The organism is Streptomyces sp. RLA123 (assembly GCF_056270165.1).
This window is the reverse complement of the sequence record NZ_JBWDOR010000003.1, coordinates 8,146,901-8,168,660: the sequence shown is the minus strand read 5'-3', so window position 1 is coordinate 8,168,660 and position 21,760 is coordinate 8,146,901. Positions and strand designations below refer to the sequence as shown.

The window sequence follows — 21,760 nt, the reverse complement described above, 5'->3', positions numbered from 1 at the left end:
TGGCACCGGGCTCGTGAAGCGGATCAGACGGCAGTCTCCTCCCGCTCATTCAGGACGCCGTACTCGAACCGGGCGCGCGTAGTCACCAGGCGCGCCCGGTGGGCTCCGATGACGGTCCGCCAGCGGGCCCGACCGGACTCGGCCAGCTTGAACACCATCGCGAGAACGGCGGGCGGTTCGAACAGGGTTCGTTGCCCGCCGATGAATCCAGTGCTCGGCCGACAACCTGTAGAACGCCCGCGACTCCTCCCGATCGTCGGTGATCCTCACGACGCCCATGGGTCACCTCGCGCCGCAGGTCTTCGCCGAGGCCGGGCCGGCGGGTGGCGGGCACTGCGGTGACCGTGACCGTGGATCGGTGTGCATGCCGGAAGGGAACACGACGTCCGAGGCCGGCCTCCGGACGTCGCGCCCCACCCGGGAAGGACCGCGCGCGGGCGGACTTCAGACCCTGCGCACGACGTGCAGCAGGTACTCCTTGCGGTGCAGCGGGTTGTGGTCGGTGCGCGGCCGGGCCGGGGGCTGCCGAGTGCCAGTCACCGGCAGGTGGCGTGCGAAGGACGACTCCCACAAGCCCTCCCCGCCGGTGAGACCGGGGAGCCGGCGTTCCAGCGCGTGGACGCAGGTTGCCGGAATCTCCCCGGTCAGCAGGTAGCCGTACCGCTCGGCCCGCGGTGCATGCGGCACCGCACGCAGTCGGGCCAGGAGGACCAGGATCTGTCCGAGCGCTGCGGCGGGGACTTCGAGGCGGAAGTCGTGCATCGGCTCGCGTACCGTCGTTCCGGCCCTGTCCAGGGCCGTCATCAGGACCAGCGGAGTGAGGCGGCGGAAGTCTCCGGCGGTGCTCATGACGGAGCTGTATCCGGAGTGCGTCAGCGTGACGGCGCAGTCGCTCACCTGCCAGCCGTGCAGGCCCTGCCGGAGGGTCTCCCGGACGGTGTCCTCCACCGCGCGCATGAACGCGTAGGGCATGGAGCCGAGTTCGACGCCGAGCCGGTAATCCACGCCGCTCCCCGCCCGGCCCGGTTCCACGCGCAGTCCGACGGTCGCGAAGAAGGGGTTTCCGTCCTCCCCCATCGCTTCGTATGCCTGTCCGGTGCCGTCGACGCTCTCCTGGTGGAGGGTGGTCGTCGCGGAGAACGAGACGGGGATTCCGTACTCCTCCGCGAGTGTCGTCCCGATGACCTCTTTCTGCACCTCCCCGTACAGCGAGACGGAGACCTCGCGCCGGATCTCGTCGTGACGCAGCCCGATCAGCGGGTCCTGCTCTGCGAGTTGTACGAGCGCGGCGTGCAGGGCGGAGCGGTCGGTGGGCCGGACCGGCTCGATGACGGTTTCCAGGGTGGGCGGGGCGAAGTGCCGGCCTGCCGACGTACGCGGCCCGGGGGCGCCGACAGTGTCTCCCACGCGTACGTCGGTGAGGCCGAGCAACTGACCGATCCGCCCGGCCGGGACAGCGTCGGTGCGGGTGACTTTGCCCTCTGCGAACACCCGCAGCCCGGTCACCCGGCCCTCGCGGGCCCTCCCCTGACCTTGTTGGAGGGTCACGTGGTCGCGTTCCCGCACCGTACCGTCGAACAGCCTGACGTACGCGATCCGTTGCCCGGACGCACCCCGCTCGACCTTGAAGACCGTGCCCGACGCCGGTTCGTCAGGTGCGCCTCCGGCACGCGGCAGCAGGACTCTGAGGCCCCGGGCGAGGGTGTCGATCCCGGCGCCCGTGATGGCCGAGCCGAAGAACACAGGGTGGATCCGGGCCTGTTGGGTCTGACGCAGGAGTTCCTGGTGCAGTCGGGCGGATGGCAGGGGGTGCGGCAGAGCGTCCAGGTACGCCGCCAGCACGGTGTCGTCCTGGTCTGCGAGGCACTGGCCGAGGCGGTCGGCGAAGTCCGCGTCCCCGTCCGTGTACGGATGGAACGAGGCGACAGGCAGGCCGGCGTCACACACCGTTCCCAGGGGTGCGAGGGCGGGGGTGAGCCGGTCGCCGAGGGAGCGAAGGAGGTCGGTGTCCTCGGCTCCCCTGCGGTCGATCTTGTTGACGAAGATCAGGGTCGGAATGCGCAGGCGCCGCAGAGTGCGCATCAGGACACGGGTCTGCGCCTGGACGCCCTCGACGGCCGACACCACCAGCACGGCACCGTCGAGCACGCCGAGGACCCGCTCCACTTCAGCGATGAAGTCGGGGTGCCCGGGGGTGTCGATGAGGTTGACCGTGCGGCCCTCGAGCGCGAACGACACGACGGCGGACTTGATGGTGATCCCGCGCCGGCGTTCCAGTGCGAGGCTGTCGGTGTGGGTGCTGCCCGCGTCGACGCTGCCGATCTCGTCGACGACACCGGCGAAGTGCAGGAGCCGTTCGGTGAGGCTCGTCTTGCCCGCGTCCACATGGGCGAGGATGCCCAGGTTGAGGGAGTCAGCCGCGGTCGGTGAGGAGACGGGGTGCGCGTGGGTGCCGGCGCCCGTTGATGCGTGAGGTTCCGTGTGCACTGACAATCCGGTTCTCTGAAGAGGTGAGGAAGACCTTCGGAGGGAACTCGGAGAGTCGGCGCATGTGATGTCTCCTTGCGGGGCCACGGGATTACTCGTCGCACGATGCAGCAGGCGAGCTCGGGGGCGCAACCGAATTACGCCGTGTTGGGTCCTTGTGCGCGACGCGGCGGATGGAGTTGGGGGTGCCGTTTCCGGTCCGTCGACTCCGTGTGGCAGGTCGGCCGGAGCGGCTGCCGGGCGGCCAGGAACTCGGCACGTGCCGACCGGGCGCATTGGGACGCGTTGGACTGCTCACTGAGTCTTCGCCATCTTCGAACATGCAGGTCGGAGGCTCTGGCGTGGCGCTCGCGCGGGATACTCATGCTGATGTCGGGCGGGAGTCTGCGGTCCGATCATCCGTCATGTCATCAGTTGAGGCTGTCATATTTGGGGTCATTGAACCCAACCCGGCCAGCCGGGTTGTTCATGTCGAACTGCCGCTCGCTGCGGCGGGCCCGAAGGACACATCAGCCCCAGCGTCATCTCCCGGTGCGGTACGCTCTCGCGGCCCATGGCCGGCGACGGCGTCCGCGAGAGTCGCAACCAGGCCTCCGTATGTAGTGTGCGGAAATGACAAGAAGCGAGCGAATCGCGGACCAGCTGGACCGGCACTGGCACAAGAACCTGCGGCCGCGGCTGCACGGTCTTGCCGATGAGGAGTACTTCTGGGAGCCGGTGCGTGGCTGCTGGAGCATCCGCCCACGTGGCACGTCGGCCGCACCGATGTCGGCAGGCTCGGGAGAATGGACGATGGACTCCTCGTCCCCTGACCCGGCGCCGGCGCCGGCGCCGGCGCCGGTGACCACGATTGCCTGGCGGCTGGCGCACGTCATCGTCTCCTGCCTGGGCTATCGGGTCGGATGGCACTTCGGCGGCCAGGACGTCGACTCCCAGACATTCGCCTACGCGGGGACGGCTGACGAGGCGCTCGTACAGCTCGATGAGATGTATGGGAGATGGAACGCGGGGGTCCGCAAGCTCTCGGACGCTGACCTGGAGAATCCGCCCACGGTGGGTCCCGAGCGGTTTCCCATGGAGGGCATCGTCCTGCACGTCAACAGGGAGCTGATCCATCACGGCGCCGAGATTTCCCTGCTGCGCGACCTTTACCGCTGGCAGGACGGAGCCGTACCGCGCCGAATATGAGCACCCGGATCCGCCGGCCGGGCAGCAGCGCATCCCGTCGGCCAAGCACTCCACCCGCTGCATCAGCCGGAAAAACTACCACCCGACCCCTGGCAGCTTCCTGCGCGCCTTCAGGTGCGTGACCGAACCGGGAAAGCGACCGGTCGCGCCCCCTCAGCGTTTGCCCGTTGGCCGCCGTCGGGGCGCACTTCGCCACGCCCGCGAGGTCAGCTCCCTGTAGGTCCGGTCGAACCGGCCGGTGCACCGATGCCGTTCATGGTGGCGATGAGGACGGCCCGTTGGCTTCGCTGGCTTGCGGTGCCGGCCATGGCCTTCTTGTCCATCCGGCCTGGCCCTGACGCCGCTCAGCTCGCACTGACGGGATGTCACCGACCACTGCCCGTCGAAGGTACGGGGAAGCGTGATGGCGATCGGGTATAGGTTTTTGGGTGTCCGAGCAACAAAGGGGGCGGTCCGAGCAATGGATCCTGTGTCGCTTGTCGTCGCGGCGCTGGTGGCCGGTGCGGCGGCCGGGCTGAAGGAGCAGGCGCAGTCCGCAGTGCGCGATGCGTACCTGGGGTTGAAGAACCTGATCGTGCAGCGGCACGGGGTCGAGATCGGCGCGGTGGAGCGGCAGACCGACTCGGAGGCCGGGCAGGCGTCGTTGCGGGAGGAGCTCGCCGACGCCGGCGTCGGCGAGGACGCCGAGGTACTCGGGGCGGCGCACGAGGTGGTCAGGGCCGTGCGTGAGCACGATGCGGCCGCTGCGAGGGCGGTCGGTGTCGACCTGAACGACGTCGATGCCGAGCTCATCAGGATCGTCAACGTGAAGGTGCGCGGCGTCGGGACCGGCGTCGACCTCGATCACGTGAGGACGCGGGGCGGCATCGTCATCGAGGGCATCCAGGTCGACGGAGGTGACTCCCCCGCCCACCCTTGACAGCGGCCGGTCCGGCCCCATTCGCGGCACCCTCACTGGGGTTTCGCGACATCGAGGCCGGCCGCGACATCATCGTCACCGTGCACCAGCAGTTCACGGCGCCGCCGCCGTCGCTGCCGGCGGCGAGCTGGCCCCAGCGGGTCGGAGCGGTGCCGCGGGCGGCTGAATGCTTCCGGGAACGGGCCGTCGCGGCGGACTTGGACGCCGGTGGGACGGTGGTGCTGGCCGGATACAGCGGTGTGGGGAAGACCCAGCTGGCCGTTGGGCACGCCGAACGGCTGTGGGCCGACGGTGAACTCGACCTGCTGGTGTGGATCACCGCCGGATCGCGGGACGCGATCCGGCTCGGCTACCTCGCTGCCGCCAAGGCGCTGAGCGAAGAAGCCGCTGGCGACGAAGGGGTCAAACGCTTTCTGACCTGGTTGGCCGAGACATCCCGACCGTGGCTGATCGTGTTCGACGGCCTGTCCACGGCGGACGACCTGCGTGACCTGTGGCCGCCCCGGCACGCATCGGGGCGGACCGTGGTGACCACCAGCCTCGAGGACGTCGATGCGTTCGGCGAGCACGTGCACGTGGCGTTCGTTGATGGGTTCGACGACCAGGAAGCCGTGGAGTACCTCCACGAACGGCAAGCCGGAAGTCCACATCGGACCGAAGGTGCGGCAGAACTCGCGAGTGAGCTGGAACAATTCCCCCTCTTGCTGGCGCACGCCGCGAACTACGTGGCGAGCCGCGACACGACGTACGCCGAATACCATCGCGTGTGGGCGGCTCGCTACGAGCAGGTCGCCCCTCGGCACAGGTCACTCGCGAACAGCTACATGCCGCTGCGGCCCGGCTTCGCGTTCCACATCCCGGCAGTGGCCACGTGTTCGTTGCTGCTCGACCTCGCGAGCGGGCTGACCCGTCCGGTGCTGGACCTGGCCTCGCTGGTGGACGGTGGCGCCATTCCCCTGGCGTTCTTCGGGACCTCGGCCGTCGCGCGGCACCTCACTGCCGGCCAGGGCAGAACCGTCGACGCGAACGACGTCCGCAGCGCACTGGCCCAGGCACACCGCTTGGGCCTCGTCACGATCGACGCGCATCGGATGCTCCGGCTGGACCCCTGGATGCGGCGCGTCCTCCTGGAGTACGCGGAGATCACCGTCCTCGACGAGCGGGACAGGACCACGCCGAACGATTGGATCCTCTCGAGGCCCGACACGCCCGACACAGGTGAGCGCGCGGCAGGCGACGCCCTGGTGGAAGCGTGGCCGGACGCGCGCAATGACCCCGTGGGCAACCAGGTGTTCTTCGCGGCCGCGACAGCCCTGCGTGGCTGGGCCGACGAGCATTTCTGGCTCAACGGCGGTCACCCGGTGCTGACCCGAGCCGGAACGGCGCTCAAGGACGCCGGCCTGCTCGACCCCGCCCCGCAATGGCCGGCTTGTGGGAGTCCCTGTTGAGCGAGCACAGGGCGCCGAGGGACGCGGAGAGCACACTGTCGATCCGCCGCATCGCGGCCTGCTGGCGCGGGCTGGGCGGCAACGCAGCAGGTGCGGTGGCGGAGCTGGAGCAGACCCTGGGCGGCTGCACGGAGGCATTGGGGTCCGCGCACCCGCTCGCCTGGTTCACTCGTCGCAACCTCGCCTTCTGGCGAGCACGGGCCGGGCGTGCCTGAAACCCACCCGACGGGCCTGACCAGCAGCGATTCGCTATCAACCGCGCAGCCGGCACAGCCCCACTCGCCTCTGCGCGTCGGCGCCGGCGTCCCGAGCGGTCCCGCCCGCATTTACGTTGAATCGTGACGCGGCAGTCCGAACACGTCACTCTCAGGGCGCGAGTTCGCCGAATGGCCTTCGAATTCCGCCGAACGAATGGACCGACGGGAAACCGCGCAATCAGCCGAATTTCCCCCACGAGGGCGGGATGAGGGCTTTCGACCGTCGCGCACGGGTAGCCGGCCGCCACTATCCGACGGCATCACCGCAGGTGGGAAGCGGTCTGTGCCTGTCTTGCCGGACAGCGAGCGGGTTGAGGCGGAAAAGTGCGGTAATGCCGTCAGTGGATTAACAGTTGGCCACCTGGCCACCATCCCGCTATCCAAGATCAACCCGTTGACACCCTGCCGGAAGTGGTGCTTCGCTGTGCGGCGCACCCCAAGCCCACCGTGAAACCCACGCGTTGGCGCGGAGTGAATGAGCGAGAGGAAACCGTGAACTTCACGTCCAAGAGACCTGCGATCGGCATGGTCCTGGGAATCAGCATGCTGCTGGTCGCCGCTACCCCGTCGGCGTCCCTGGCACTCGCCACCCCGACCGGGACGGCATCGTCGGCCACACCGTCCTCGGCCTCGACCTTCGGAACGGGCCCCGAGATCAAGGGGACTCCGGCCGGACCGGGCGTGCACCTGTGGATCCCACTGATCACCGGTGACCGGATCGCGGTGAACGCGAAGGGCGATATCGTCGCCGCGCGTCCCGCCAAGGGCCGGGAGGACATACCCATCCGGGTGGAGACCCGCGACGGCCACACCTACGCCGTGCCCGATGACGCCCGGACCCTCGTCCAGAGCGGCCGGGTGGACCGGCGCCTGTTCGACATCACCACACTGAGCACCCCGGCCTACGCCCAGCGCCGCGACCTGCGGCTCATCGTCATGTACGACGCGGCCCGTCCGTCGGCCCGCTCGGCCCTGCGCTCCACCGCCGGTGCCGAAGTCAGGCGCACGCTGCCGAGTGTCAATGCCGACGCCATCGCCGCGCCCGTGAACGGCACCGCCGAGTTGTGGTCGGCGGTCACCGACGGGACGGCCGGCGCCGCGGAACGCAGCGTGGCGCCTGGAATCGCCTCGGTGTGGCTGGACAGCGTCGTCCAGGCGAGCCTGGACAAGAGCGTTCCCCAGATCGGCGGCCCCGAGGCGTGGGCGGCCGGTTTCGACGGCACCGGTACGCGCATCGCCGTCCTGGACACGGGTGTCGACACCACTCACCCCGATCTGGCCGGACAGGTCGTTGCCGAGCAGAACTTCTCCGACTCGCCGGACACGGAGGACCACTTCGGTCACGGCACACATGTCGCCTCCATTACGGCCGGCACCGGAGCCAAGTCCGGTGGCAAGTACAAGGGTGTGGCGCCGGGGGCCCGCATCCTCAACGGCAAGGTGCTCGGGGACAGCGGCAGCGGCAGCCTGTCCCAGATCATCGCGGGTATGGAGTGGGCCGTCGCCGAGAAGGCGGACGTGGTCAACCTCAGCCTCGGCACCTATGACTCCCCGGAGATCGATCCGGCGGAGGAGGCCGTCAACAGGCTGTCGGCCGAGAGTGGAACCCTCTTCGTCATCGCGGCGGGCAACAACGGCGAGCAGGGAGCCGGAACGGTCGGCTCGCCGGGCAGCGCCGACGCCGCCCTCACCGTCGGCGCGGTGGACAAGCAGGACAAGCTGGCCCCGTTCTCCAGCACCGGCCCGCGCGTCGGTGACGGTGGCATCAAGCCGGATCTGACGGCGCCCGGTGTGGCCATCGGAGCCGCGGCCGCGCATGACAGCTACCTGGCCGGTGTCGCCCCTTCCGTAGCCGACGGCTACATCGCCCTCAACGGCACTTCCATGGCCACCCCGCACGTCGCGGGCGCCGCCGCCATCCTCGCCCAGGAGCACCCCGACTGGACCGGCGACGACATCAAGGACGCGCTGGTCTCCTCGACCACGCCCGGCGGGTACACGGCCTTCGAGCAGGGCTCGGGCCGGGTCGACCTGCGGAAGGCGATCAAGCAGACCGTCGTCGCCGGCGAGCCGTCGCTCTCGTTCGGTGTCGCGCAGTGGCCGCACACCGACGACCAGCCGCTCACCAAGGACCTCACGTATCGCAACTCGGGTGACTCCCCGGTCACCCTGAAGCTGACCGTGGACGCCACCGGGCCGGACGGAAGCGCGGCACCCGACGGGATGTTCACGGCGGACGAGCAGGTCACCGTCCCGGCGCACGGCGAGGCGACCGTGAAGGTCGCCGCCGACACCCGCCTCGGCGGTGACACGACCGGTGCCTTCACGGGACGGATCACGGCCACCGGCGACGGGCAGACCGTCGGCACCGCGCTGGCCGTGGACCGCGAGTCGGAGATGTACACCGTCACGGTGAAGACGCTCGACCGCAAGGGCAAGCCCGCACCCGCCCCCGCCTGGGACGCCCAGTTGCAGGGCCTGTCAGGACTCGCCAAGGGCGCCAACACCGTGCTGAACGGCGACACGCACTCGGTGCGCGTCCCCAAGGGCCGGTACTTCCTCAACAGCATGGTCCGGGTCGACCCGGAGGGTTCGTACGACCAGGGCGGTGACTGGTTCAACCAGCCCAACCTCGACGTCACCAAGGACACCGTGGTGACGGTGGACGCGCGCACCGCCAAGGCGCTCGACATCACCGTCCCCGACCGTTCCGCCCAGCCGGCCCTCGGCTTCTTCAGCGCGGGCATCGAGCTGCCCGACGGATTCGGCACCCGCTACGGGGTCTTCACCAGCTCCCTCGCGAAGTACCGCACCGCCCACCTCGGCCCGAAGGCGGCCGATGGCGACCGGCTGACCCAGCAGCTCATGACCACCTTCTCCACCGGCGTCAACGGGCACGACGAGTACCACCTGGTGTACCAGCCGACGGGTGACAGGTACCTCACCGGCTTCACCCACCACGCCAAGGCCCAGGAGTTCGCCAAGGTCGAGGCGAGGCTCGGAGCGCCGGCGAAGGGCAAGTTCGGATTCATCACGCCGGGCACCGAGGGTGGTGCCGGTCTCGGCACCGTGCACGCCCTGCCCTACACCGGCACTCTGCACCTGCTCTCGGGCAACAACTCGTGGCAGCTGGGCTTCATGCAGGTCGACGCGAACGACTCGTACGAGTCCAGCTACGACGCTCTCCCGAGGACGTTCAAGCCCGGGCGCTCCTACCAGCACGTGTTCAACGTCGGTGTCTTCGGACCGGATCTCCCGGAGGGCGCCGGACTGCTCCGGGCCGACGAGGCGATCGACGGGCGGCTTCCGCTCTTCTCGGACAGCGAAGGGAACATCAGCAACAACAACTCGCCGATCGAGAGCGCGCGGACGTCCCTGTACCGCAACGGTGAGCTCGTCAACTCCAGCATCTACCCGATGGACGTCTTCTACATCGCGGAGAACGAGCGGGCCGACTACCGGCTGACCGTCTCGGTCAAGCGCGGCACGGTCGCCGACGTCTCCACGAGCACGACCACGAGCTGGACGTTCTCCTCCGAGTTCGCCCCGGGGATCACCAAGCTCCCGACCTCCGTCGTGCGCTTCACCCCCGCCCTGTCCCTCGACAGCACGGGCAAGGGCCGGGCGAAGGTGTGGGTCCCCGTCACCGTCCACGGCACCGCCGCGGGCAGGAACCTCAAGTCCCTGAGCGTGTGGGCCTCCTACGACAAGGGAGCCAACTGGCGGAAGCTCAGCGTGTGCGACGGCCGGGTCCAGGTCACCAACCCCAAGGCCGGCGGCAGCGTCTCGTTCAAGGCCCAGGCCGTGGACAAGCAGGGCAACACCGTCGACGAGACGATCGTCGACGCCTACCTGACGAAGTAGTCCGCGCCGGGCCGGAACCGCGGTCCAGGGCTCGCGTCCTCCGCGGTTCCGGTCCGCGGACCTCCCCGGTTCGCGGACCGGCGCACCGACCGGAAAGGCCCCCGCCGGGGGCCTTTCCCGTACCCTCGCCTCCCGCCGCGCACCACCGCGCACGCGGCCGTACCGCGGCGACCACCGCGCTCGCCCTGGCCGCGGGGCCGTGCTCACGGCCGGCCGGCGGTGACGGTGTCGGGGGCCTCGATGGGCGATGGACTGAGATCGAGTACGGATGCCTCGGTGTCCGGGATCGAGCCCGGACCGGTGGTGTCGGTGCGCTCCCGGCGACGGTCGTGGTACCAGGCCACCGCGCAGGCCGCCAGGTACAGCACCGCGATGGGTATGGCCAGGAGCAGCATGCTGATCGGGTCCGTGCTGGGGGTGGCAAGGGCGGCGAAGGCGGCGATGCCCATGAGCATGCCCCGCCACCATCCGGTCATCCGCCGGGCGCTGATCACGCCTCCGAGGTTCAGCAGCACGAGAAGGACGGGGAGTTCGAAGGAGAGGCCGAAGACGACGACCATGCGGGTGGCCAGGTCGAGGAAGTCGTCGACGGGCAGGATGTTGGTGGCGTGGTCCGGGGTGAAGGAGATCAGCACCCGGGCTGTCGTCGGGAGGGTCCAGTACGCGACGGCGGCACCGATCAGGAACAAGGGGATGCCGGCTCCGAGGAAGGCCAGGGTGTACTTCTTCTCGTGACGGTGCAGACCGGGTGCCAGGAAGGCCCACAGCTGGTACAGCCACACCGGGCTCGCGGCGACGACTCCGGTGGTGAGCGCCACCTTCAACGCGAGGCTGAAGGGCGAGAGCAGACCGTTGAGCGCGATCACCCCGCAGTGACCCGGCGCGCCGGCTCCGGCCGGCCGGCCGGGAGCGCAGCCGGGCAGAGGGTCGATGAGGAATCCGATGAGGTCCTGGTAGAACAGGGCCGCGACGACCGTGACGAGCAGGATCGCTCCGACAGCCTTGATCAGGCGGTTGCGCAGCTCGCGCAGGTGCTCTCGAAGGGGCATCTGTCTGACGTCATGTGGTGCGGAGGGGGCCATGGGCAGTCCTGTCTTCATGGGTGGCACGGGCCGCATATGGCTGTGTCGACGGTTCGTCATCCCGGAGCCGGCCAGCGGTGGGTAGCGCATTCCCCTCGGTGACCACGGGCGCCTCGTCCGTGTCGTCCTTGCGCATGGCCTTGCTCTCGCTCCGGAGGATCCTCAGGGACTGCCCGAAGGATCGGGCCATGTCGGGAAGCCGTTTGGCGCCGAAGAGAAGCAGGACGACGACGAGGATGAGGATGATCTCGGGTGCTCCGAGCCTGCCGAACATGGGTGCGTCCTTTCGAGGATTGGGGGCACGGGAACGGCGTTCCCGTGCGGTGGTGACACGGCGCTGGGCTGCCGGGCGCATGTGCGGTGCGCGTGAGGGCGTGGACCGGGCCGGCTGCCGCTGGGCGGCGCTGCGCCTGTTACGAGCCGTCGTCGCTGACGGCGTGACGGCTGCGGGGGTGCCCCTGGCCGTCGGCGTGGGGCCGGTGATCGGAGGTCACTGCGGGATTCCGCAGGTGTTTCGATGGCGCGGCGCCGGCGCTCGGCCCGCTTGGAGAGTCCGGGTCGGCGAGGAGATCGCCCGGATCCAGGCCTTGGCCGGCGAGAAGGCTCCCGGTCATGAAGGCCTTCGGGCTGAGGTTCTCGAAGGCCAGTTCCTTGAACTCGGGCGGGAGCTCTTCTCGAATGCTCGCCTGAGCACTTTGTGAGAGCTCACGGAGCTTGCGCAGCGTGCGGACGGTATCGGACACCATCTTGGGAAGCCTGTCCGGACCCACCAATATGACCGCCAGTACGACGAGCGTCACCACTTCGAGCGGGCCGATATCGGAGAACATCCATGACTCCCGTCTGTGATCTTGCGGTTGCCGCTCCAACAGGGCGGCGGGTCGGATACGTGAGCCATGTCGTGTCGGCGTACGGATGCGCGCCCCGACCCTGCCCGCCGGAGCCCCGGCGGGCAGGAGGGGCCTGTTGGAGGAGTCCCGCGCTGAATCGGCGAATCGGTGCGCACGATCTCCACGTACGCCCGAGGGCCGTGGCCGCGGCATCACTCACGGCAGGACCGCAGTCGAGCGCGTTCCTCCCGCAAGGGCGTGGCGGAAGGTTCCGTACGGGTCAGCGGGACGGACCGGTGGCACGGCGGTAGGGGGCCAAGAAGCCTGTCAGTTCAGTGAGAAGCTCCTCGGGAGCCTGCTCGGCGAGCCAGTGACCGGCGCCCGGGATGACCACGCCTTGGACGTCGTCCGCCAGCGGCATCATGGCGCCCGCGACATGGTCGCCGTAACTTTCCGCGCCGCCGATCGCCAGGACCGGCATGGTCAGCTTCTTCTCGACGCGCTTGTCGTTCTGGTCCAGGGTGGCATCCCACGCCCGGTAGAGGCCGAAGCTGCCGCGCAGGGTCTCGGGGTCGGAGAGGAGCTGGAAGTAGTACTCGCGTGCGTAGGCGGGCAGCTTCTGTCCGCCCTGAATGTCGAACTCGTAGCCGAAGAAGATCTCTTCTCGGCCCATGACCAGCTTCTCGGTCAGCGGGTGGTTGACCCGGTTGAAGGCGAGGTGCCACAGACGGTTGTTCTCGCCCTCGGTGCCGAACAGGCGCGGTGACGCCTTTCGCGCCGGGGGCCCCGGGACCTCCAGGAGGGCGACGCGGGCGACCCGCTCCGGGTGGTCCGCCGCCAGGGCATAGCCGATGATCATGCCCGTGTCGTGGCCGGCCACGGCGAAGCGCTCGTGGCCGAGGGCGTCCATGAGGGCGACCAGGTCCTTGGCGAGGGTAGCCGTGTCGTACCCGCCCTTGGGTTTGCCGGTCAGGCCGATGCCGCGCTGGTCGACGGCGATGACCGTGTAGTGGCGGGCCAGTTCCGGCATGACCATGCGCCAGGCGTACCAGTTCTCCGGCCAGCCGTGCACCAGGAGCAGCGGCGGCCCGTCACCTCCGGTGACCACGTGCTGCCGAATCCCGTTGGCCTGCACGAACCGGCTGGTGAACGTCTTGGTGAACCCTGCCGGCAGGTGCGGCGCCGCGTCGACCGTGCCGAAGCCCTTCGGCATACGCCGGGGGGCGGTGGCCGAGGCCGGCATGAGCCCGCTCCCCAGCGATATGCCTGCGGCGGCGGCAGAGGCGGCGGCGGCGCCGCCGACGAAGGTGCGTCGCGAGAATCCGCGCCGCGGGGCGCGGTGGGAGGCGGATCGGGCGGTGCCGGGGTCGTCCTGGCCGGACGGCTCCGCGGGTGAGGTGTTCATCGGGTTTCTCTTTCTGGTGCTGTTCGAGCGTCGGCGCACATCCGGACTACGCGCATGTGCTCATATGTGGGTGCGATGCGCCGCGTCCGAGGCGCCCGCTCACGGGTCTGCCTCGGCGGCCGTCCTGTCAGCGGCCGGGGAAGCGCTGCGTGATCTCCTGGAGGACCCAGCCGTTCCCGTCGGGGTCACTGAAGGTCAGGAAGGAGCCGTACGAGGCGCGCTCCGGGTGCAGGCCGGGCAGTCGGCGCTGACCGTCGAGGCCGTGGGTGATCTGCCCATCCTCATGGCCGTGGTACAGCAGTCCGCCGGCGTCGTGGAACACGTCGCTGACCTGGATGCCGCGACGGGAGAGTTCCGCGTGGGCCTCATGGATGTCGGCGACGACAAGGTAGAGGCCCTGGGCCGAGCCCGGCTCGGCGGAAGTCAGGCCTGTGCCGAACATGATCGACGCTCCGGAGCCCGGCGGCGTGAAGTGCACTGCGCGCCAGTGCTCGCCGGCAGCCTTGTCGAGGTCCAGGCGGAATCCCACCTGTTCGTAGAAGGCCTTGGCCCGATCGACGTCGGATACGGGCAGCACGGTGAGTTCGAGCTTCATGTCCATGTGGAGGTCGTTCCTTCTTGATGTCGGCGGATCTCACAGGCGTGAGAAACCGGTTGCCCCGGGAGCCCAGGGAGGCACATTGCCTTGCGGGCCCAGCGGATGGTCGAGGCGATCTGGAGGATGGAGGCATGACGCGTGAGCCGCGAGCTACGCCCCATCTCCGGCGGATCTCCGGCGGATCTCCGGCGGTTCTTCGTGACACCCGGATCCCGGCAGAAGGGACGGTCGCTGTGGGGGCCGCACAAGGACGCCGACCGCGAAACCGTTCCGCGCCGGTCACCCCCGGGAGCGCACCGCCCGTTCACCGCAGCGCATGGGGCGTGCCTTCCGAGCGGCTCACACTTCAATATGGTTATGACCGTAAGAGAATAGACCGCAACACGCAACCTGCTCCGGCAGTGACGGGCATCCCATTCGGCCAGGGTTTCCCCACCCGTACCGCTCCTACGGGGAGAAACACCCCCATGACGGGCCGGAAAGCAGCGGTGGCCACTTCGCGACCTCCCGCCCCTGCCGTCAGCACCAGTCCTGTCCAAGCGCCGCGTCCACGGGCAAGAGCGAGAGGCGGCACACACCACTGCGCGGGACGCACTGCCGTGACGTACCCGACGCCACCTGCGAGGTGATCCACTTCACCAGACAAAGTTGCCATTGTTCCGGTTTTGTGCCTAACATCTTCAGGTCGTCCTTCCACTCTGCAAGGAGGCCGCCGGCCATGCCCTCGTCCACCACGGAGCGCAATCCGATGACGCAGCCGCCAGGGGCCGATGCAGTGCTGCAATTCGTCAACACGCACACCGCAGGGCCTCACCGGCTCGCGGAGCGCTTCGAGAACGCGACCACCATGCGGGCGTGGCTGCGGGAACGCGGCATGGACGTGCCGGCCACCCTCGTCACAGACGCCGACGCGACCAGCGCCCGGGAGTTTCGCGATGCTTTGATCACCGTGTTGCTCGCTCACGCCGGAGACCAGGACATCACGCCGGAGGTGCTCGCGCGGACAGAGGATTATCTGCGCGGGATCGCCTCCAGGTATCCGCTGATGACAGTCGTCACCTCCTCGGGGGCAACGTTGACGACCGGGCAGACCGGTGTCCCCGGCCTCTTCGGCTCGGTCTTGGCCGGCATCACCCAGCTCGCGATCGCAGGCATGTGGGACAGAGTGCGGGCATGCCGGAACCAGCCCTGCCACTTCTGCTTCTTCGACCGGACGCGAAACAGCTCTGGCGCGTACTGCGGCCCGAAGTGCGGTTCTCAGGCGTCCATGCGCGCCTACAGGCAACGGAAGAAGGAGCTGGCGTCCGACGCGGACCTCTGACGACCGGCGTGATACTGCCGGTTGAGTTGTGGACGCGCGCCGGTCACAGGCGCCTCAACTGTGGTGCAGGCCCGGACTCCCACCGGCGGCACCTCCCCCACTCGAGGTGGCGGAGTGTCAGTCCCCACGCCCGAGGGGGCGCCGGCTCCCGCGCAGACACGTGCCCGGCCCCGGTCCGCTCAGCCGTCGTCACAGAGTCGGCGTCCGCCACTGCCCGGTGGAGAGTGCGAACGTTCCCGTGCGGCTACCGGCATGGTCTCCTCGCCGAACGAACGACCGCCCCACGGCCGAAAAATCGCCGATAGGACGGAGCCCTCGCTCAAGCAGGGAACCTCTGACCGATCAGGGTCAGAGGTCCCGTGCCGGAGGGGAGGACTCAGGCCTCGAAGGCGTGGTCGTCGTCGAGCGCGCGAACGGCCTGAGCCGGAAGGTAGGCGCCGCGGTCGAACAGGGGCGCGGTCGCAGTCCGGTCGATCTGCAGACTGAGGAACTCGGGACGGCTGTAGTGGCCCCGGGCGTCCATCAGGCGCTTGCGCCGGTCGATCAGCGCCAGGTCCAGATCGACGATCACCTCCCCCTCACCGGAGGTGAGCGGCTCGCCGATGATGCTGCCCTCGGGGTCGACGACGGCGGTGAAGAATCCCTGGGAGAAGACGCCGGCCGGGGCACCCGTGTCCGCTGCGAGCTGCGCCTGCTGATCCGCGTCGATCCATGCGGTGGCATTCACCACGAAAGCCGCGGATTCCAAGGCGTGCTGCCGGATCGCGACCTCCATCTGACCGGCGAACAGCGGGCCGCCGAAGGCCCCGGGGAACATGGCGGCGTGGATCTGCTCGCCGTCAGCGATCAAGGCGTAACGGGCGAGCGGCTGGTAGTGCTCCCAGCAGGCCAGCTGGCCGATGCGGCCGACGGCGCTGTCCACCGCGCGCAGACCGGAGCCGTCTCCCTGACCCCAGATCATCCGCTCATGGTAGGTGGGCGTGATCTTCCGACGGCGCTGGATCAGCGTGCCATCGGCATCGAACAGCAACTGCGTGTTGTAGAGAGAGCCGCCATCACGTTCATTGACGCCGATCGAAACGACCATGCCGGCTTCGCGGGCCGCTGCGCCGATCGCAACGGTGTCCGCCGACGGCACGGTCACCGCCTCCTCCATCAGCCGCAGGTGCTCCTTGGCCATGGTGTAGGCCGGCTGCACGAAGGAGAAATAGGGGTAGTAGGGGATGACGGTTTCCGGGAAGACCGCAAACTGAACACCCTGCTGCCCCAGCTCCCGGATCTTCTCCACCACCTTCCCCACCGTGCCTGCCCGGCTGTACAGAACGGGGCTGATCTGCACGGCGGCTGCCTTCACAACGGTCATGATGCGACTCCTTTTCACAAGCGCGGTCAGCGCGTTCCTGGCACTGCAAATGGCCAAAGGGGGGTACCGGCGGGTGAGGACACCGACTTCTGTGCAAGGCCTGACCAGCGGGAGAGCGCTGGACCGCGCTGACTGCCTTCCTGGGTCTGCGCCGCTCTTGCACCGTTGGACGTTCCCGGCGCCTCAGGGTTGATGGGGTCGATCACGACCCCATCAGAATTAAGAGCATATGCTCCTATTTAATGGAAGGCAAGCCCTCGCCCGGCTCGAAACCGCATCGCCGCATCGCTTCATCAACCCCCGGGCAACGCCGGCCCACAGCAGCGCCGCCGCGCCCTGGACGGCGATTACCCCGTGGGTGGGCATGCGCGCCGACCGCCGAGGGCGCATTCGGCACGGAGGAGGAGCATGCGACGAGCACACGTGCGCACGGTCGCACTTCGTGACGTCCGCGCGGGTGCTGCAGGCGTTGCGTCTACTCGGCCCAGGGATCGAAGCCGGTGTCGAGGACGGCCTCGAGGGAGGCGCGCATCCGGGCCGCTTCCTCGGCGCCGAACTTCTCCTCGAACTCGGCTTGCACGCCCTCCCACTTCGGGAGCGCCGCTTTCATCCGGGCAAGGCCGTCGGGCGTGAGCGCCACAATCCGCGCACGGCGGTCGGTCGTCGACGGTTCCACGGTGACCAGTCCCTCGCGGGCGAGCGGCTTGAGGTTGGACGCCATCGTCGTGCGGTCCATCGCGATCACGTCGGCGAGGCGGGTGATCGTCATCTCCTCGTGAATGCTGAGCTGCTGGAGGATGCTGAACTGCGTCGCCCGCAGCCCCACCGAGGCCAGGGCCTTGTCGTACGTCGCCCCGAGATACCGCGACGCCTTGCGCAACGCAAGGTTGTTGCACAGGTCCGCCTTCGACACCGCAGTCGCCATCTTCTCCTCCAGCCCTCACCGTCATTATGCGAGCACTTGCTCTTAAATGGAAGAACCCCCTCCACCTCGCAAGTCGAGGTGACCCGCGACACAAGCCCTCACGCTTCCACCACTAGGAGCATATGCTCTGAATAGTGCCCCTTCGGTACACCGGGCGCCGGCATGGTCGAAGCGCGCAACCGGAGTACCGAGCAGCCGCCCAGCCGGGTCGCACCCGCGGGCCGCACGACACGGACACCGGCCCGCTCCGCCGGTCCATCGGCCCCATCCGAGGCAGAACCCGAGCCCCCATCTCCGCGTTCGACACGGACGCCCCAACGCCACGCCGCACCTGCGCGGCTCGAGTGCATCCCGAGAGGATCTAGCCATGGCCACGTCAGCCACGGAGCCGCCCGGCCGGACCAGTCCTGCCGTGCGGCCGCCGTCCCACCCGGCCCCGCCCCGGGTTTCCCGCCGCGCCTTCGTCGGCGGGGCTGCCGCAGTCGCCGCCGGTATGGCGCTCGCCGGCGCTTCTGCGGCACCGGCCACGGCCGTCGCACGGCGGGCGCCGCAGGGATTCGGATCCGTATCCGGCGTCCCCGGACTACCCACGGGGTTCGAGGGGACGTTCACCAGCCGGCTCATCCAGGCCGGTGGAATACGTCAGCATGCGGTCGTCGGTGGTGAAGGGCCCCCCTTGCTCCTGATCCACGGATGGCCGCAGAACTGGTACGCGTGGCGCATGATCATGCCGGCCCTGGCCTCGCGCTACACGGTCATCGCCGTCGACCAGCGGGGCGTCGGGCTGACCGACAAGCCGCGCGACGGTTACGACACCGCCACGCTGGCAAACGATCTGGCCGCGCTGATGGATACCCTCGGCCACGATCGGTTCGCCGTCGCCGGCCACGACACCGGGATGCCGATCGCTTATGCGCTCGCGGCCGACCATCCCCAGCGGGTCGACCGCCTAGCCGTGGCGGAAGCCGTCATGCCCGGGGTGACGCCTTCACCCCCCTTGCTCGGCCCGGCCGGCGCCAACAACATGCTCTGGCACTTCCCCTTCAACCGGCTCGACGAGCTGAACGAACTCCTCGTCGCCGGCCGGGAGGACCTCTACTTCGGCTGGCAGCTCGACACCAAGGCCGCCCGGAAACTGCCCGACCACGCCATCCGGTACTACGTACAGTCCCTCACCGTTCACCGCCACGCCTTGGGCGGCAGTTTCGGCTGGTACCGCGACCTCGACACCACCCTCGCGCAGAACGCCGACCGCGTGAAGCGACCTCTGGCCATCCCCGTCCTCGCGATCGGCGGAGCGAAGAGCGTCGGAGAGGGAGTCGCGACCACGATGCGGCTCACGGCCGACGACGTGCGGTCCCTGGTCATCCCCGGCAGCGGCCATTGGGTCGCCGAGGAGGCCCCTCAGGAGGTGCTGGCGGCACTCACCACCTTCCTGGCCCCCTGCAGCGCCGCCACCTCCGGGGCTCGCCCGTAAAGGTTCACCGGGAAGCCCGCGATCGCGTCCGCGAACGTATCCGGCCGACCACAGCGGGTCGTTGCCCCGTACAGCATCAGAGCGATGCCGATAACCGGCGCGAGAGCCGCCGCGCCTCAACAATCACACCTTTTCGATCACGCCTCATCAGCCAGGGAGATCTGCCATGAACCTCACCACCACCGCCATCGAAGCCCATGGCGGCCTGGAGCGCTACAACAAGTTCAGCACGGCCACCGTGCACTTCCGAGCCGGCGGTTCGCTGTGGCGCTTGAAGGGGCAGGAGGGAATTCTGAGCCATTCAGCGGTCCGGCTCGACCTGCGCCGGCAGCACGCAAGCCACTATCCCTTCACCGCACCCCACTTGCGGACATCCTTCACCGCCCAGCGCGCGGCATTGGAGACCACCACGGGGGAAGTGACCACCGAACGGCTCGACCCTCGCGCTTCGTTCCCCGCCGACGTCAGTGCACCCTGGGACGAGCTGCACGTCGCCTACTTTGCCGGATACGCCATGTGGACCTACATGACATCCCCGTTCACCTTCACCTCTCCGGGCTTCGAGACCACGGAACTGTCACCGGTCATGGAGCAGGGCGATACGTGGAGGCGTCTGAGGGTCGGTTTCCCGGGCCACATTGCGACACACTGCCGTGATCAGGTGTTCTACTTCGACTCCAACGGGCTGCTGCGCAGGCATGATTACACGCCGGAGGTCATCAACGCCGGGCCTGCCGCCCACTACGTCGGCGGATACAAGGAATTCGACGGGATCATGGTCCCGACCACACGGCGCGTCTTCCGGCGGGGCGAGGACGGCACGGTATACCGGGACCTGGAACTCGTCACCATCGACATCGAGAGTGCCCTCTTCATCTGACGGCAATCCGCACCAGCCCCAGCCGCCGCGACATTCCAGCGGCCTTGCCCCTGCATCGAGCAGCTCGTGGACCTGCCTCCAGCGCTCACGAGGCCGACAGCGGCATGCGTCACGGTGATACCGACCTCGCCGGGACCGGGAAGCGGCTCCTCGGCGTCAATGAGCTCGATGACGTCGGGCCCGGCGCAGCGGGTGATGGACGGCCTTCACCAGGGACTCCTCATGTGCAGGGAGAAGGACGTACGGGTCCGCGTATATCGCAGGCGCCGGTAACCGCCGGTCAGTTCCCGTCGGTTGACGGTCCGTTCGCCGAGTCCGACGCTCGGACCATGCCGCTACTGCCCGCCCGGAGCGGACGGCGGGCGGCGTCGGCCGCCGCGCCGATCACCGTTGCCGCCGCGCCTCCGGGTGATGCCCGAGGTGTCCGCCTGCTGGCGGCTGGGTCCGCAGTTCTGGGATCAGGGCTACGCAGCAGAAGCCGCCCACGCCCGGGGCGAGGCGGCGCGCCCAGCAGTTGGGGGCTCGGGGTGTCGGTCGCGGGGTTTCGCGGAGTCTCAGGTGTTCGTGGGATGGAGCAGGTCGCCGAGGTTCAGCCGGCGGATGAACTCGGCTCGAATGTGGTCGGCCACTTCGTTCACGGCGTGGGAACCGTCGTCGGTGGGGTCGATCTCCACCCTGAACGGGCGCTTGCCCTTGGGCATGCCGACGACGCGCACGACGGCCGCGGCGACGTCCGCGACGTCCGCGTCCGGGGGTTCCAGCTCGGCCATCCGCTGGGCGATCCGGTCCATCAGTCCGGCTGCCGGGGACGGCGTCAGATCGCCCCGCCGTTGATGAAGAGGGTCTGGCCGTTGATCCAGCGGCCGGGGCCGGCGAGGAAGGCGACCGTCCCGGAGACGTCGTCCGGCTCGCCGAGGCGCCCGAGCGGCGGTTCGGCGGAGATGCGGTCGATCACCTCCTGGCTCTTTCCCTCGAAGAACAGCGGCGTGGCGATGGGGCCGGGGGCCACCACGTTGACGGTGATGTCCCGCCCCCGCAGTTCGCGCGCGAGGATCAGCGCCATGGCCTGGACCGCGCCCTTGGTCGCCGCGTAAGCGCTGTAGCCGGGCCTGCTGAACTTGGTGATGGAGCTGGAGAAGTTGATGATGGCGCCGCCGGAGCGAAGCCGTTTCGCGGCTTGCTGGTTCACCACGTAGGTGCCGCGGATGTTGACGCGCAGCAGCCGGTCGAGCTGGGTGAGGTCGAAGTCGACCATCGGGCCGACCGGCATGACCCCTGCCGCGTGGACCACGACGTCGACTCCGCCGAACTCGGACTCCACTTCGTCGAACATGGCAGCGACCGCGACCTCGTCCGCGACGTCCGCGCGTTTCGCCACGGCCGTCCCACCGCCGGCGGTGATCTCCGCGACGGTTTCGTTCGCCTGCGCCTCGTTCCCGGCGTAGTTCACGACGACCTGGTAGCCGTTCCGGGCGAGATAACCCGCCGTCTCCCGGCCCATGCCGCGCGTACCGCCGGTGACGATGACCACACGGCCCGCGCCTTGCTCTGCCTCGCTCATGGCGTGCTCGCCTCTCGTTCCTGTGCGAGGCCCCGGCGGCCCCGTCCCGTCTGCGGTCCAGAACGCCGGCGTCCGAAGGAGCGATCGTTCCCCTTGGGCATTGCGGGGCAACGGCGGGGGGCACCACTCCGCACACCGCCGAGGCTTGATTTACC

The 21,760-nt window shown here is 69.0% G+C and carries 18 protein-coding genes; 8 read left to right on the top strand and 10 right to left on the bottom strand.

Going from position 1 to position 21,760, the window contains the following annotated elements:
• Nucleotides 1–444 precede the first annotated feature (444 nt).
• The gene (locus RV983_RS37365) at nucleotides 445–2,385 is read right to left on the bottom strand and encodes a GTP-binding protein (protein WP_475990573.1); all 1,941 of its coding nucleotides are present in this window, start codon (nucleotides 2,383–2,385) and stop codon (nucleotides 445–447) included.
• 714 nt (nucleotides 2,386–3,099) lie between these two features.
• Here RV983_RS37365 and RV983_RS37360 point away from each other — a divergent pair.
• From RV983_RS37360 to RV983_RS37340, 5 genes are all read left to right on the top strand, one after another.
• The gene (locus RV983_RS37360; RefSeq protein ID WP_475990148.1) at nucleotides 3,100–3,675 is read left to right on the top strand and encodes a DinB family protein; all 576 of its coding nucleotides are present in this window, start codon (nucleotides 3,100–3,102) and stop codon (nucleotides 3,673–3,675) included.
• Between the two features lie 460 nt (nucleotides 3,676–4,135).
• Nucleotides 4,136–4,594 (top strand): hypothetical protein, encoded by a 459-nt coding sequence (locus RV983_RS37355; protein ID WP_475990147.1) that lies wholly within the window; start codon nucleotides 4,136–4,138, stop codon nucleotides 4,592–4,594.
• Nucleotides 4,595–4,674: 80 nt separating this feature from the next.
• The gene (locus tag RV983_RS37350; RefSeq protein ID WP_475990146.1) at nucleotides 4,675–6,042 is read left to right on the top strand and encodes a hypothetical protein; all 1,368 of its coding nucleotides are present in this window, start codon (nucleotides 4,675–4,677) and stop codon (nucleotides 6,040–6,042) included.
• The gene (locus RV983_RS37345) at nucleotides 6,039–6,257 is read left to right on the top strand and encodes a hypothetical protein (protein ID WP_475990145.1); all 219 of its coding nucleotides are present in this window, start codon (nucleotides 6,039–6,041) and stop codon (nucleotides 6,255–6,257) included. The genes RV983_RS37350 and RV983_RS37345 overlap by 4 nt, the downstream gene beginning before the upstream one ends.
• Before the next feature lie 534 nt (nucleotides 6,258–6,791).
• On the top strand, nucleotides 6,792–10,163 hold the full coding sequence (locus RV983_RS37340; protein WP_475990144.1) for a S8 family peptidase: 3,372 nt from the start codon (nucleotides 6,792–6,794) through the stop codon (nucleotides 10,161–10,163).
• 203 nt (nucleotides 10,164–10,366) lie between these two features.
• Here RV983_RS37340 and tatC read toward each other — a convergent pair whose 3' ends face one another.
• The 5 genes from tatC to RV983_RS37315 form a co-directional block, all read right to left on the bottom strand.
• The gene (tatC, locus tag RV983_RS37335; RefSeq protein WP_475990143.1) at nucleotides 10,367–11,212 is read right to left on the bottom strand and encodes a twin-arginine translocase subunit TatC; all 846 of its coding nucleotides are present in this window, start codon (nucleotides 11,210–11,212) and stop codon (nucleotides 10,367–10,369) included.
• Between the two features lie 10 nt (nucleotides 11,213–11,222).
• Nucleotides 11,223–11,519 carry a Sec-independent protein translocase subunit TatA gene (gene tatA, locus RV983_RS37330; protein WP_475990142.1) on the bottom strand — a complete coding sequence of 99 codons (297 nt, stop codon included), beginning with the start codon at nucleotides 11,517–11,519 and terminating at the stop codon, nucleotides 11,223–11,225.
• Nucleotides 11,520–11,658: 139 nt separating this feature from the next.
• Nucleotides 11,659–12,075, bottom strand: a complete 417-nt coding sequence (locus RV983_RS37325; protein WP_475990141.1) for a Sec-independent protein translocase subunit TatB — start codon at nucleotides 12,073–12,075, stop codon at nucleotides 11,659–11,661.
• A gap of 280 nt (nucleotides 12,076–12,355) precedes the next feature.
• Entirely contained in the window at nucleotides 12,356–13,480 is a 1,125-nt protein-coding gene (locus RV983_RS37320) for an alpha/beta fold hydrolase (RefSeq protein ID WP_475990140.1), read from the bottom strand.
• Between the two features lie 127 nt (nucleotides 13,481–13,607).
• The gene (locus tag RV983_RS37315; RefSeq protein ID WP_475990139.1) at nucleotides 13,608–14,081 is read right to left on the bottom strand and encodes a VOC family protein; all 474 of its coding nucleotides are present in this window, start codon (nucleotides 14,079–14,081) and stop codon (nucleotides 13,608–13,610) included.
• Nucleotides 14,082–14,796: 715 nt separating this feature from the next.
• Between RV983_RS37315 and RV983_RS37310 the strand changes: the two genes are divergently transcribed.
• Nucleotides 14,797–15,399 carry a CGNR zinc finger domain-containing protein gene (locus RV983_RS37310; RefSeq protein ID WP_475990138.1) on the top strand — a complete coding sequence of 201 codons (603 nt, stop codon included), beginning with the start codon at nucleotides 14,797–14,799 and terminating at the stop codon, nucleotides 15,397–15,399.
• A gap of 376 nt (nucleotides 15,400–15,775) precedes the next feature.
• Here the strand turns inward: RV983_RS37310 and RV983_RS37305 are convergent, their stop codons facing one another.
• Entirely contained in the window at nucleotides 15,776–16,762 is a 987-nt protein-coding gene (locus tag RV983_RS37305; protein WP_475990137.1) for a nitrilase-related carbon-nitrogen hydrolase, read from the bottom strand.
• Nucleotides 16,763–17,237: 475 nt separating this feature from the next.
• Nucleotides 17,238–17,687 carry a MarR family winged helix-turn-helix transcriptional regulator gene (locus RV983_RS37300; protein ID WP_475990136.1) on the bottom strand — a complete coding sequence of 150 codons (450 nt, stop codon included), beginning with the start codon at nucleotides 17,685–17,687 and terminating at the stop codon, nucleotides 17,238–17,240.
• A gap of 676 nt (nucleotides 17,688–18,363) precedes the next feature.
• Between RV983_RS37300 and RV983_RS37295 the strand changes: the two genes are divergently transcribed.
• Complete coding sequence (locus tag RV983_RS37295; RefSeq protein WP_475990135.1) at nucleotides 18,364–19,164, top strand: alpha/beta fold hydrolase; 801 nt, start codon at nucleotides 18,364–18,366, stop codon at nucleotides 19,162–19,164.
• Between the two features lie 166 nt (nucleotides 19,165–19,330).
• Entirely contained in the window at nucleotides 19,331–20,044 is a 714-nt protein-coding gene (locus tag RV983_RS37290; RefSeq protein ID WP_475990134.1) for a hypothetical protein, read from the top strand.
• A gap of 554 nt (nucleotides 20,045–20,598) precedes the next feature.
• On the opposite strand, the gene RV983_RS37285 is transcribed toward RV983_RS37290, so the two are convergent.
• Nucleotides 20,599–20,835: a hypothetical protein gene (locus RV983_RS37285; protein WP_475990133.1), complete on the bottom strand. Its 237-nt coding sequence runs from the start codon at nucleotides 20,833–20,835 to the stop codon at nucleotides 20,599–20,601.
• A 23-nt stretch (nucleotides 20,836–20,858) separates the two neighbouring features.
• The gene (locus RV983_RS37280) at nucleotides 20,859–21,605 is read right to left on the bottom strand and encodes an SDR family oxidoreductase (RefSeq protein WP_475990132.1); all 747 of its coding nucleotides are present in this window, start codon (nucleotides 21,603–21,605) and stop codon (nucleotides 20,859–20,861) included.
• Nucleotides 21,606–21,760 lie beyond the last annotated feature (155 nt).